This window comes from Halalkalicoccus subterraneus (assembly GCF_003697815.1).
GTDB classification, from domain to species: Archaea; Halobacteriota; Halobacteria; order Halobacteriales; family Halalkalicoccaceae; genus Halalkalicoccus; species Halalkalicoccus subterraneus.
The window spans coordinates 75120-87802 of record NZ_RDQG01000039.1; the positions used below are offsets into that span (position 1 = coordinate 75120).

The window sequence follows — 12683 nt, forward strand, 5'->3', positions numbered from 1 at the left end:
GTGACCCAAAGGAATTTCTGGGGACCGCCGTCCAACTAGTCTAGACCCTGGTCAACTACCTCAGAAGAAGAGTGCAGGTCGCTGTCGGTAGTCGCGCCGAGCAAGTTATCCAGTGCATACGGGCCGGCACCGGTAATTAGCAGTGTGGAGGCAAGGCTAAACAATCCGATATGCGCGAGTACAGGATCGTTTGGAAGAGCAAACAGCGTCAGCGTGAATACGAACAGCGCGGTCAGTGCGGACGCACGAGTGAAAAACCCAACAAATAGTGCTATCCCGAGAGCTAACTCTGAGAGTCCTGCACCCAGTACCCACAGCTCGGGTGGAATTGGCGTCACTTCGGAAAATCCGTACTGGTGGACCACACCTAATGCTAGTGATGGCGCAAGCAGCTTTTCAGCCAGTCCGAGGAACGCGAATGCGGCACCCATTCCGAGCCGAATGATCGTCGGAAGATACCGTCGGTACGGTTCCAGTCTAGTGGCTAGCCAATGGGCTATGCGATGGATCGGATCAATCGCGCCGTAAAACGTTCCGTCCGCGGCGGCAACCTGTTGGAGGGTGTGATCAGCACTCGGGCGCCCACTCCCAACAAGCGCGATCGCGATGAATCCAGGAATCCATTCCAGCGAAAACAACAATTCTGACTGTGTGAGGAGTACGAGTAGGTATACTCCCAGTCCGACTAGTGCGGCGGCGCGAGTCGCTAGTCCGAACAAGAGGAAGAATCCAAGGCCGATCTGGAACAGTCGTGATGGCACGCTACCGATAAGAGTCGGTGAAACAATTGGGGCGAAGAAGTACCCCGCAAAGCCTGCACCGATAAGCGGAAGTCCGAATCCAAGTCGGAGGAGCCACGGCACTAGATCACTATAGCTCACCATTACCTGCCGAAATACGGCAATATCATGGGTGAGTGGTCGAAGGCGCAGGTACAACACGATCACAGCAACAACCCCGATACCGCCAGCCGTGAGCGCAGCAACCACGACTGGATTCGACAACGCTTCCATGAGGAACGCAATCGGGTCACCCCGTTCTCCATCACCGACGTATTCTACGTGTCCGGCGACGACACTGGAAACCAGCGAAACGCCGAGGAGGATCGCACCGACCCGTACGGCTGACCGTGTACGACTGATATTCATGAGCTATCTCATTTGAGCCCCAGTGTTAAAAACCAGGTGCGAGAGTAGCCTTCTGTCTCACTGGAAACTGTCCGACCCAGATATTGAACGTGGAATACAAGGATCGTCCCGTCGGTGAGAAGTCCTTCGTCCGATGATTATCGTCTGATTTCACTCTCACAACTAATCTGTTGTGAGTACCGCTCGGTGGCGAGTACGCGAACAACGAGGGTCAGCTGGCTGTGCTTGAGGGTGACGACGAAGAGTAGCGGTAGACAATTGTGGTCCTCGAGCGTTCGTGTGCGTTGTCCGACCGCTTCGAGTAGGGAGACGCCGGTGGCGACGGCGATGATCACCGAACCGAAGACACTGCTAATCAACTGGAGTTCCAAGACATTCCCAACGTTGCTTGGACCGACGAGATGAGCAGAACGAACAGGAAACACATCGGGGCCGAAAAGAGAACGGCGACGATCCATCGGTTCACCATGATGAGAAACTAGTCTTCGTCCTGCTCTCGTTGGTCTACTCCTGTATTGTATCCGTGAAAAGTATCAGTTCGTCCGATTGTCTCATTTCATTTCCGTCTATATCCCTGTCACCTTGGTCTGCTGATCGTAAGACGGGGAACCCTCCTGAATCCCTTTTGTGTCTCTGCTGAGTCGCCCCATGCCTGTTTGAGGACTTCATATAAACTGTCCGTATTTCGATCGTTCGTTGTCGGAGCTACACGCAGCTATGGCGGAATTAATTGACCGTCTATGGAATTATAATTCCGAAAATAATTCAAATTCACAATCACTAAGGGCCGCGAAGGGATAGACATCGCCGATGACAGAGAACGACGAGTTGCGAGACGAACACGGAATCGAAGGGAATCCGAGACGGGGTCTGGTAATGGCGACGCTGGCCTTCTTCACTGGTCTTACCACGATCGTCTTCTACGGCGTCGCCGGGCCGACGTTTCAGGAGGCGCTCGGAATCTCGGGTGCTCTACTGGGGATTCTGCTCTCCTCGCCCCACATTAGCAAAGTAGCGCTTCGAGTGCCCTTTGGCGCGTGGGTTGATGAGATCGGTGCGAAGAAGCCACTGTTGATCCTGTTCGCGATCACCATTACGGGAATAGCCGGCTTGGTCGCTATTCTTGCCCTGTTCTATCCCGATAACTTCGGATCGCATCTCTACGTCCCTCTCCTGATCTGTGGGATCCTAGCGGGTGCTGGCGGCGCGACGTTCTCCGTGGGGATTGCCCAGACGTCCTACTGGTATCCCGAGGACAAACAGGGATTCGCGATGGGTGCCTTCGGCGGTGCCGGCAACGTCGGTCCGGGTATGATGAACTTCGCTATTCCTGTGGCAATCGGGATCGGTGGATTGACATTTGCGTACGCGGGCTGGCTTGCGTTCATGGTCGTTGCCGCGGGCCTCTATGCTCTCTATGGCGCGAATCCGTACTATTTCCAGTTTCTCAAACGAGGTCTCAACGTTGAGGAAGCGAAAAGTCGCGCCGAGGAGATGGGCCAGGAGGTCTTTCCCTCCGGAGGGACCAAGGAGTCGCTGAAGAAGTCCTCCACGAACAAGTGGACCTGGGTGCTGGTCTTTCTCTATACCGTCTCCTATGGCGGCGGGTTCACCGCCCTCTCGACGTGGTATCCGACCTACTGGAGTGCCTTCCACGGAATGACGCTCACGACGGCCGGACTACTGGCCGCGATTTTCGTTACCTACGGCTCGCTAGTCAGGATTCCCGGCGGGAGCCTCAGCGACCGCTTCGGCGGCGAGGACGTCGCCTCTGTGAGCTTCGCTATCATGGTGCTGGGTGCGGGCATCGCCACGTTTTCCGAGGCCGTGATCCCCTCCTTCGTCGGGATGATGGTGCTTGGCACCGGGATGGGCGTGGTCAACGCGGCAGTCTTCGAGCTCGTTCCCAAGTATGTTCCCGAGGCGGTCGGCGGAGCGTCGGGCTGGATCGGCGGGATCGGCGGTGCCGGGACGCTCACTGTGCTCCCGATTCTCGGTGTGTTCGTCGACGTCTACGGTGAGATCGGCTACGCGCGCGGATTCGCTGTCATCGCCGTTCTGAGTGCGATCTGTGTCGCGATCTCGATCGCGCTGAAGTTCGTCGGTCCGGACGCTTCGGCGGCCGCCGATGAGTCGGCGATGCACTGACGTTGATGGGCCGTCGAATTCGGTTAGGGCAGGTCGTTTCGACGACGAGAGACGGATGGTGAGGGGTTATCTGGCGATGGTCACTGTCATTGACGCGTTCCGGATGACCGTTTCGGCGACGCTCCCGACGACGATCCGCGAGAGTCCCGACCGGCCATGGCTGCCCATGATGATATGATCGCTGGCGTTCTCCTCGGCGTATTCGACGATCACCTCACCTGGTGTGCCAACTTCGAGCGCGGTCTGAACCGTCGCGTCGTAAGCAGCGGCCCGCTCTTGGGCTCGTTCGAACAGCTCCTCGGCCTCCTCGCGCTGGGCGTCGGTCAGGCTTTCGGCCGCGCTGCCCTGAACGCCCCCGTAGGCCAGCTCCGCTGAACTGAGAACGTTGAGCACTGTGATCTCAGCGTTCGGATTCTCCTCCAACGCCCGATTGAGCGCGGTCTCGGACTCGTCCGATCCATCGAACGGGACGAGAATCTGTTGGTCCATGTTGACGTTTATCGTTCGAACGGTAAGAGTCTAGGGCCGTAATGGTAGAGACGTGCATCAATCATTTCGGTTGACTTTTTCGGCTATCGCTTTCCCCTTTTACTGCGGCTTCTGTGTCTTGGTGTAAGTTTCCGAATGCTGTGAGACTGTTTTTCTGATTTGCTGTAAAGTCAATAGCTGACATCGTATTTCGGCCATGGCGGAGTGAGTTAAAACCGATGAGAATTGTTGCCAATGACGTTTTTTATCTATAGTGAAATGTTCCCACAGATTCCATCTCCCTTATGTGCCGGATCCCGGATTCTCAGGCCATATCAAGGGAGTTTTCAGGGCCGGAACGATTACGATCGGTGTGTCCGATCACCCGAACGTCTGTCTCGTTCACTGTCACGACCTCGGGCGTTACCTCGGCTGCTACGACTTCGACGTCGACACGCCGCGGATCGACTCGTTGGCGTCGAACGGCGCGGTCTTCGAAAATGCCTTCGCCACCGCACCCCAGTGTTCGCCGAGCCGTGCAAGCCTCCAGACCGGCAGACATCCCCACGAGAACGGGTTGGTTGGACTGGCCCACGACGAACCGACGCTGAACGACGACGAGCGTCTCCTGCCGGAGTACCTTTCGGCGGCCGGTTACGAGACCCACCTGTTCGGACTCCAGCACGTTACCGAGCACCCCGACCAACTCGGATTCGACGTGCTCCACTCCGAGCGACACCTCTCGCCGGACGTTCCGCCCTCGGTCCACGAGACCGACCGTGCCCGGGAGGTGAGCGAGCGGTTCGCCGACCGCCTCGGGGACGGTGACCTCGCGGACCCCTTCTTCGCCTCGCTCGGTTTCTTCGAACTCCACCGCCTCGAGGCCGACGACGGCCAGTTCCGTTTCGCGGACGACCGCTACGAGTCGGCCGATCCCGGAGCTGTCGAGACGCTGCCCTATCTTCCCGATGAGCCCGGAATCCGACGCGATCTCGCTGACGCCCAGGGGATGGTGCGGGCAATCGATCGCGGCGTCGGGCGAGTCCTCGACGCACTGGAGGACACCGGGATCAGAGAGGAGACGCTCGTGGTCTTTACGACCGAACACGGACTAGCGATGCCCCGCGCGAAGGGCTCGGTCTACGATCCCGGCATCGAGATCGCGCTGCTTGCGTCCCTACCGGGAACGATCGAGCCTGGGATGCGCCACGATGAGATGATCAGCAACGTCGACGTGCTGCCGACGCTCCTCGATCTCGTTGACGAGGAGGTCCCTGGGCAGGTCTCAGGACGGAGCTTTCTCCCCTTGCTGCGTGGAAAGGAGCATGACGCCCGCGAGCGCCTGTTCGCGGGGATGACATGGCACGACGCCTACAACCCGGTACGCACGATCCGTACTCGCCGGTTCAAGTATGTCCGCAACTTCTGGCAGCTGCCCGAAGTCTATCTCCCCCACGACGTTAGCCATAGTCCCGCAGGCGAGGAGGTCCGCGACGAGTTCGAACAGCTCGACCGTCCCTACGAGGAACTCTACGATCTCGATGTCGATCCCCACGAACGCGAGAACGTCGCTGGTGAGGCGGAATATGAGGGGACGACCGAGCGCCTGCGCGAGGAACTCCAAGAGTGGATGGAGGCTACTGACGATCCGCTGCTCTCGGGGTCGGTTCCACCGGGTGACTTCGAAGCGATGATGGCATAGTCGCCGAGTTGAGACCGAAGTCGAGGGGGATATCCAGTTGGTCCGTCATCCGCCCATATGCGTGCTTTTGGGTCGCCTACGACGGCCCTTCCTCCCATGGCTTCCAGCGCCAGCCGGCGTCGAAACCGTTGAGGGGGCGCTATCCCGTGCACTCGGCCGTCTCGGCGTTACGATGACCTCTTGTGCCCGATTGTCGATGTCAACCGGTCTCAAGGATGGATGCTCATGGAACATTGCGACGACCTCGGTGCATTACCGGCTGATCACCCATATGATGACCTCGAGGTTCGGAACTCATACCACGCGAATCGCTACATAGGTCGTCGGCTTCGCGAGAGAGGCTGGTTGCCGTCGTCTACGAAACGAATGGATGTAGAGGGGATGGTTCTTGATGGTCGCCTTGTCGCCGTCGATTACGAAATGGTGTATCACGAAGAGTGGATGTTTGACCCGTTGTGCTGGCGCTGGTCGAAGTTTCTCCGCCGGGATACTCCCTATACTGCTGCGACTAATCTCGAAATCACTGAGCGCGATCATTCCGGTAGGGTATTTTCACGCCACCGAAGATTGGTTGAGGAAATGCACTACTCAACAATTCTGTCGCGTAAATCGATTGAAAACCTAGGACGGAAACCAAAGCGGAGAGCTCGTCATTAGCTACAGCTATCAATGCGAGTATGTGCCCGTTGCCGTTGGCTTCTCGCTTGATGCGACCTCTATCTGCTCTCCAGCTGGTTTTCTTGCTTCGAGCGCAGCAAGTCCATCGTAGATCGTACGAACTTCTTCGCTAGTCCTATGCGGATAGACCGCCTGGACCGTTGTATCGTTATAGACCGCTAGACAGAGTAGCGGTAGTGTGGTGTAGGTGCCATCTTCGGTGTTGCCATCATCACTTGATTTGGTGTCAGAGCGCCCAAAAGCGGGACTAAGGGTACAATTATGGATATCTTCCCATTGTTCGAACTCGGAGAGTAGTTTTCGTGTTCCGGTGGGATCTCGATCGTTCGAAACGGACATCCCCATTGACGATCCCCAAGTGTCAATATCAAGGTCAGCGATTATTCCTTCCGTCTTGAACTCTTGAAGCTGGTCGATAACGTCGGAGTGGATTGGACTGATTCCTCTAGGGACGAGTGTTCGCAGCCGTACGACAGCACGAGGCACAGTAGCGGTCATGATCTTAGCTCGCTTATCGAGTGGTTCTGACAGCTGTATCTGCCCTCGGACTGGGTGACGAGATCCGCGGCGATGAGTGTATTTAAGATTGGGTACAGCGTCAGCTTTTCAACATTGAGCGCTACGTGGAGTTCGTCGATCGTTGTTGACTCACTGCTCGATAAGTACACGTACACGAGCTTTGAGGTACTTGAGTCCAAACTAGGTGGTACTGGCTCGACAGTCGCTTCGGACTGGTCGGAAATGGGCTGTTGGGAATTCATGACGTTGGAATTTGAGTGGCGTTGTACAGGCTGGTTCGACGGGGTTGGGTCCTACCCCCGTCTCGACTATACTCTTGAGCGATGATCACTTAGAATCTTATAATATCCAACATTATTGGGATAGAGCAGTCAGCTACGCTCCGGAGAGAGCAATAGCGTTTGGAAGACACTGTAATGCCCTTTTTCAGTACGGTGGTTGTAACGGACGACTCTGAACTACTCAACCTAGCAAATTCTCATGGTCAGCTCCTCACAGGCATCGTTTGACCTTATCGGCGTCTATACGCTCAGGACTCTTCAACAACGGCGTGCCCTTCTTCGGTCAGCGTGTAGAGTGTCGCTGGAATCCCTGTTTCATGTTCGCCAACGTACTGGGTTCCCACAGGCGTGATGAGATTCCACGAGTCAAGAATTGAGAGCTGATAGTGCTTACTTCCGTCTGGGATCTCGGCATGGTCTCGGATTTCACTTGAGCGCAGTTCGTCATGTTCAGCAAGCACTTCGAGAATCCGATAGCGATCGTCTGTCAGCGCAGCCTGGAGTTCTTCATCGGTCGTCGGTTTTTGCATACTGATCTACTTGAAGACGGTGTAGTTCGATTCTAGTCAGTTGCTGCAGATAAGGGACGGCGATATAATTAGTATTTCCTCTTTAATCGTGTATGTAGTCAGCTACTCAAGTAAAAGTGAAGCGGACAGCGGTTCAACTATCACTATCAGGAGATTTTGTTCGACGAAGTACAGCATCTCTGAGACTAATCCTGCTTCTTATCATCGGTGCTGAGAGAAGCTAGCTAGTCCAGTGAGTGGTGGAAACCATCGATTTAGCAGGACAACCAATGGAGCCAGAGTGAGAGTAGTTGGTTGAGCTTAGTACTGCTCGCGGTGGAGGACATCGCTGACATCGCGCCGGGGAAGACGATCGGGCTCGTCGCCACCGCTCGGACCAACTGCGATGAGCATGACTGGTATCTTGTCCTCAGGGAGTCCAAGGAACTCGGCGAGACCGTCGGTATCGAACCCAATCATGGGTGTGGCCGTGAGTCCACGAGCGTGTGCAGAGAGCAGAAGGTTTTCAGCGGCTAAGCTCGCATTCCGGATACCGTAGTCACGGCCCATACGGTCGTCGGCGTACATTCCGACGGTCTGGTCTTTGGTCTGGTTGGCTGCCTCCTCGTCCATGCGCCCAGCCTCAAACCACTCGTTGAACACCCGATCTGCTGTCTCAGGTGCAGTATGACCCACGACGAGAATAGCTGTCCCTGCTTCTCGGATGTGCTCTTGGCCATAGGCAAGCTCAACAACCTTATCGATTCGGTCGGCTTCCTGAACAGCAACAAATTCCCATGGTTGAAGATTATACGAAGAGGGAGCGAGCGTGGCATCCCTGATTAATTCCTCAAGTGTCTGCTCATCAAGATCAGTATCGGAGTCAAAATTGTGCCCTGATCGTCGCGTCCGGATGGCTTCGAGTGTCGCTGGGAACGTTGCGTCAGCTGCACTATTTCGTTGATCATTATCGGTACTACCTTCGTCAGTTTCGGTCTGAGATTGCACTCTATTCGATAGTTTGACTCTAAGGGAATATATGCTCGCTAACACTCTCGACACGTGGTTACACTGGTGTTATGAGCGAATGGAATTCTTCGGCTATCCAGATCGTGAAGCCAGCATCCTTTCCAGCTGACTCAGTGAGCCGCTTGCCAGGATGATTATGATCCGTCGCTTGATGCTGGTTTTCGATCATGACGGGCGACCGGTGTTCATTACAATGCCAACGATATCGGTAGAGGGACTGCCGACCGCTTCCTCACGAGAGACGTCTTCCAAGACGATTTCAGGCACACACGGGATGTTATAACATAATGCATGTGAAAAACTACCCTCTGTGGACGGAGAAATGCCAGTAGCTAATCGGCACGCAAGTCATCAAATTTGGCGGCTGCGGCGCCTGAGTCGATTGCTGTGCGGGCTTGAGCGACACCTGCTTCCAACGAGTCGGCGAGACCAGCGACGTATATCGTCGCCCCTGCGTTTGCGAGGATTACGTCTTGTTTCGCGCCCGTCTCAACGCCGGTGACAATACGTTCGAGATTGGCCGCATTTTCTTCGGGCGTCCCGCCGCCGATTGCCTCGATATCGTGTGCCTCGACACCGAGATCTTCGGGCTCGATCCGATATCGGTCGATATGGCTACCCGATACTTCGGCGACGATCGTTTCGTCGTGTACAGTAATTTCGTCCAGCCCTGCCCCGTGTACGACCAGAGCATGGTCAACGGCCAATCGAGCGAGCACGTCAGCTACGACTGGTACAAGATCCGGGTCGTAAACACCGACCAATTGTGCTTCCGCGCCGGCGGGATTCGTTAGTGGACCAAGGATGTTGAAAACCGTGCGGACACCGAGTTCCTGCCGGGGGCCGATCATTCGCTTCATGGCCGGGTTGAATGTGGGTGCGAGCAGAAACCCGATCCCGTCCGCTTCGATCATCGTCTCTACTCCCCGTGGTTCGGCGTCAATATCGACCCCCGCGGCTTGGAGGACATCGGCACTGCCAGAGGATGAAGACACCGAGTAATTCCCGTGTTTCGCGACCGCCACACCCGCACCGGCTGCAACAATTGCACTCGTCGTCGAGATATTGATTGTATCGTAGTCATCTCCGCCCGTCCCACAGGTGTCGACCAGCGGGGAGCGGTCGGGGTCAATTGTCCGCATTACGTCGCGCATCCCTCGCGCAAATCCCGCAATCTCGGCTCCTGTTTCACCCTTCGTCCGGAGGGCAGCGAGCAATGCACCGATCTGTGTCTCGGTTGCTTCCTCGAAAAGGAGGTGTGTCACCTCGCGAGTCGTCTCGGCATCAAGGTCCACACCCTCGCAGACGCGAGCAATATGATGTACAATTTTGTCCATTAGTGTATTTTATAGTACAAGGAAGGATACTGGATCATATCAATCTACCGCTATCGACTGGTTAGATTATCGCTCGACAGTAATAGCGCTTCTCCGGCAGAATTCCATCGATGTACCGACCTTCTTCTATGAATGGCTACCGCAACCGATTGATTATCCGGCAGAGAAGACTGCTCGAGTCATACTGCGGTTCATGTATCTCTAACAATGCACTCAGTGTTAGTTTCAGTACTTATGTTGTTGGGAGCGACCAACCGTAGACGAGTGCACCGATTCGAGTTCCAATCACTGTCACTGCACACACGACTGTGGCGATTCCGTTCGAACCACCAGTAGTGACGACAACCCAGTATGCGCTGCCACCTAGTACCGCGCAGCTGGCGTAGAAATCGTCGAGCAAGATAAACGGTGACCGATCCAGTAGGATATCGGCAACGGCACCCCCTCCCGCGGCGTTGATTGTCGCAATCGCAACGACACCGAACGCTGGAATACCGGCCTGCGTTGCAACAATGGCGCCTGTCGTCGTAAATGCAGCGAGCCCGATCGCATCTGAGAGTAATGTCAGTGGATGCGTGTCGGCTGACTCAAGTACAGCACTCACCCCGATCGCCAGCCCAACACCGAACAAGCCGAGACCGATCTCAACGGGTGAACTGAGTGTAAGCGGAACCCGGTTAACGAGGATGTCACGGGTCATCCCGCCAGCGAATGCTGTGGCGAGGCCGACCACTGTGACCCCGAACATATCGAACTCTTCGCGTATCGCTTTGGTCGCGCCAACCAGTGCGAACGCGATGAGTCCGATCGTGTTCATCACGGCGAATGGATCAACGAACAGTGCGTCGACGATATCCTGTGTCACTGATTCAAGGCAGGATAACGAGTTTGATGAGCGCTTCGTCTCCGGCTCTCTCTGCCTCGCTAACGCGTCACGCCTCTCACTCTATTTCAGAGTGATCACCACCATGAGTGTAGTTCCATGGACATTGCTGCTAGACTAGGTGATTTGGGATAGGCGGAATCCGTTTGATTGGTAGCTGGAGTTCCGCTGGACACAAAAACAGGAGAGCACAAATGGTAGCGTTTCGAATTCCAATCGGATCGTGAGCATTACATGATAGAGATGTCCGTTAGCACAGTTGTCGAGTTTGCTACGACGATCTTTGTCCTCCTAACGATGTTCTCTATCGGAATGGAACTGTCATTTGCTCGGTTACTGGCTGTGTTCCGAGAACGACGATTGATGGCAAAATCATTGCTGGTCAATACTGGGCTCATCCCCTTGCTTGCGTATTTGACCGTCCGTTCTGTTCCCGTGGAGGCGGGATATGCAGCGGGAGTTGTACTGATCGCTGTAGCACCTGGAGCTCCCTTTGGCCCGAAGTTTGCGGAAATATCGAAGAGTGATATCGAGTTTGCAAGCGGTTTGATGGCTGTTCTCGGGATTGTTTCTGTTGTGACGATACCCGTGAGTTTAGGGCTGTTTCTACCCGGAAACGTTACCGTAGATCCCCTTGCAATCGGGTGGATGATCTTCGTTGTTCAGCTTCTCCCGTTACTGGTGGGAATCGGACTTGATTTCTATTCCGCTTCTGCAAAACGCTGGCTGTATCCACCAATACAACGACTCTCTGATCTCTCGTTTCTCTTCCTGATCGTCCTTTTGGTAGTTGTCTATATTGATGAGATGCTCACACTTGTCGGTACAGGAACGCTGTTCATTTCGGTTGTTATTGTCGGTGCGTCGTTACTGCTTGGGTACGTACTCGGCGGACCGAAACGAAACACGCGAGAAGTGTTGGCGACGACGACCGCTGCCCGAAATGCCGCAATTGCGCTCTTCATTGCTACCACCAGCTTTTCCGATCCAGACGTTCTGATGGTTGTCATCGCGTTTTCGTTTGTAGGTGTCGTTCTCTCAGGATTACTTGCTGGAATGTGGAAGTACCGAACTGTCTGATTCGGAACGGGATAGAATCGTGGCCGATTACTTCGCTATCTGACGTGGGTATAGAGTACTAGATGAAATTATCTATGTTTCAGACGAGATATTCGACAACAGTAGGTATTTAGTGGCCACCGGAAACGGAATGGAGACCGACGATACCGACGAGAATCACGCTAATGAACCCTATCCGAGCAAGGGTTGCAGGTTCATCAAACAGGACAATTCCAAGCGAAGCCGTCCCAACAGCGCCGATACCAGTCCAGACAGCGTACGCCGTGCCTATCGGGAGGTCTTTGATTGCTTGTGACAACAGGATCATGCTAATGATGAGGGCAACAGCAGTGCCGAGCGTCGGAATGGGTTTTGAGAAGCCGTCTGAATATTCGAGTCCGATCGCCCATCCGATCTCAAACAATCCAGCCAGTATCAACAGGGGCCACGACATTTCAAGTGTCATCTACTCATTCAGTCGAACTATATCTTCTGCAAACCTACCGAATCGATGGTAGGTTTCTATCGAAACCTAACGCATTCTCTGGAGTGAGAGACTGCTATCTAGTTCTCGACTTCGCCATCTTCCCATCCTTCGGAGAACACACGGTCGTCGGGAACACCCAACTCATCGAGACGCTCCTTGGTATCGACGACCATCTGTGGGACACCGCAGACGTAAAAATCCCTGTCAAGCCCGTCGAGGCGGTCGTCGAGATGGTCCTGAACGTGTCCGGTTGGACCATTCCAGCTCTCGTCGGACAGCGAGTAGACCACCGTGAGTTGATTGTGCTCGGTAGCGAGCTGATCGAGGGTCTCGCGGTATATAATGTTCTCCTGGTTTTTCTCACCGTAAAAGAAATGGACTTCACCGGTGCCGACCTCGAGATACTGTTTGAGCATCGCGATCATTGGCGTGATC

Annotated in this window: 11 protein-coding genes and 1 pseudogene; 3 read left to right on the forward strand and 9 right to left on the reverse strand. The window is 55.0% G+C overall.

All coding sequences use genetic code 11. The features are described 5' to 3' along the window. Nucleotides 1-35: 35 nt before the first annotated feature. The gene (locus EAO80_RS11035; protein WP_122089942.1) at nucleotides 36-1148 is read right to left on the reverse strand and encodes a DoxX family protein; all 1113 of its coding nucleotides are present in this window, start codon (nucleotides 1146-1148) and stop codon (nucleotides 36-38) included. 810 nt (nucleotides 1149-1958) lie between these two features. On the opposite strand from EAO80_RS11035, the gene EAO80_RS11045 reads away from it, so the two are divergent. Continuing rightward, on the forward strand, nucleotides 1959-3296 hold the full coding sequence (locus EAO80_RS11045) for an MFS transporter (RefSeq protein ID WP_122089944.1): 1338 nt from the start codon (nucleotides 1959-1961) through the stop codon (nucleotides 3294-3296). A 66-nt stretch (nucleotides 3297-3362) separates the two neighbouring features. Here the strand turns inward: EAO80_RS11045 and EAO80_RS11050 are convergent, their stop codons facing one another. After that, on the reverse strand, nucleotides 3363-3785 hold the full coding sequence (locus EAO80_RS11050; RefSeq protein WP_122089945.1) for a universal stress protein: 423 nt from the start codon (nucleotides 3783-3785) through the stop codon (nucleotides 3363-3365). A 352-nt stretch (nucleotides 3786-4137) separates the two neighbouring features. Between EAO80_RS11050 and EAO80_RS20385 the strand changes: the two genes are divergently transcribed. After that, complete coding sequence (locus tag EAO80_RS20385) at nucleotides 4138-5466, forward strand: sulfatase family protein (protein ID WP_122089946.1); 1329 nt, start codon at nucleotides 4138-4140, stop codon at nucleotides 5464-5466. Between the two features lie 666 nt (nucleotides 5467-6132). Here the strand turns inward: EAO80_RS20385 and EAO80_RS20815 are convergent. From EAO80_RS20815 to EAO80_RS11080, 5 genes are all read right to left on the reverse strand, one after another. Continuing rightward, the gene (locus EAO80_RS20815) at nucleotides 6133-6642 is read right to left on the reverse strand and encodes an HTH domain-containing protein (protein WP_368280533.1); all 510 of its coding nucleotides are present in this window, start codon (nucleotides 6640-6642) and stop codon (nucleotides 6133-6135) included. A gap of 550 nt (nucleotides 6643-7192) precedes the next feature. Continuing rightward, on the reverse strand, nucleotides 7193-7474 hold the full coding sequence (locus EAO80_RS11065; RefSeq protein WP_122089947.1) for a C2 domain-containing protein: 282 nt from the start codon (nucleotides 7472-7474) through the stop codon (nucleotides 7193-7195). 300 nt (nucleotides 7475-7774) lie between these two features. Further along, nucleotides 7775-8461 (reverse strand): nitroreductase family protein, encoded by a 687-nt coding sequence (locus EAO80_RS11070; RefSeq protein WP_122089948.1) that lies wholly within the window; start codon nucleotides 8459-8461, stop codon nucleotides 7775-7777. 353 nt (nucleotides 8462-8814) lie between these two features. Then, complete coding sequence (gene trpD / locus EAO80_RS11075) at nucleotides 8815-9819, reverse strand: anthranilate phosphoribosyltransferase (protein ID WP_122089949.1); 1005 nt, start codon at nucleotides 9817-9819, stop codon at nucleotides 8815-8817. Nucleotides 9820-10051: 232 nt separating this feature from the next. Then, nucleotides 10052-10684, reverse strand: a complete 633-nt coding sequence (locus EAO80_RS11080; RefSeq protein ID WP_122089950.1) for a trimeric intracellular cation channel family protein — start codon at nucleotides 10682-10684, stop codon at nucleotides 10052-10054. Nucleotides 10685-10945: 261 nt separating this feature from the next. Here EAO80_RS11080 and EAO80_RS11085 point away from each other — a divergent pair, with 261 nt between their 5' ends. Further along, entirely contained in the window at nucleotides 10946-11782 is an 837-nt protein-coding gene (locus EAO80_RS11085) for a bile acid:sodium symporter family protein (RefSeq protein ID WP_122089956.1), read from the forward strand. A gap of 109 nt (nucleotides 11783-11891) precedes the next feature. Here the strand turns inward: EAO80_RS11085 and sugE are convergent, their stop codons facing one another. Next, nucleotides 11892-12215: a quaternary ammonium compound efflux SMR transporter SugE gene (sugE, locus tag EAO80_RS11090; RefSeq protein ID WP_122089957.1), complete on the reverse strand. Its 324-nt coding sequence runs from the start codon at nucleotides 12213-12215 to the stop codon at nucleotides 11892-11894. A gap of 110 nt (nucleotides 12216-12325) precedes the next feature. Further along, nucleotides 12326-12683, reverse strand: a pseudogene (locus EAO80_RS11095) (ferredoxin--NADP reductase); the annotation flags it as partial.

Coding starts and splice junctions, on each gene's coding strand:
- EAO80_RS20815 (WP_368280533.1), bottom strand. CDS start 6,642: ATGACCGCTACTGTGCCTCGTGCTGTCGTACGGCTGCGAACACTCGTC.
- trpD (WP_122089949.1), bottom strand. CDS start 9,819: ATGGACAAAATTGTACATCATATTGCTCGCGTCTGCGAGGGTGTGGAC.
- EAO80_RS11045 (WP_122089944.1), top strand. CDS start 1,959: ATGACAGAGAACGACGAGTTGCGAGACGAACACGGAATCGAAGGGAAT.
- EAO80_RS11065 (WP_122089947.1), bottom strand. CDS start 7,474: ATGCAAAAACCGACGACCGATGAAGAACTCCAGGCTGCGCTGACAGAC.
- EAO80_RS11035 (WP_122089942.1), bottom strand. CDS start 1,148: ATGAATATCAGTCGTACACGGTCAGCCGTACGGGTCGGTGCGATCCTC.
- sugE (WP_122089957.1), bottom strand. CDS start 12,215: ATGTCGTGGCCCCTGTTGATACTGGCTGGATTGTTTGAGATCGGATGG.
- EAO80_RS11085 (WP_122089956.1), top strand. CDS start 10,946: ATGTCCGTTAGCACAGTTGTCGAGTTTGCTACGACGATCTTTGTCCTC.
- EAO80_RS11050 (WP_122089945.1), bottom strand. CDS start 3,785: ATGGACCAACAGATTCTCGTCCCGTTCGATGGATCGGACGAGTCCGAG.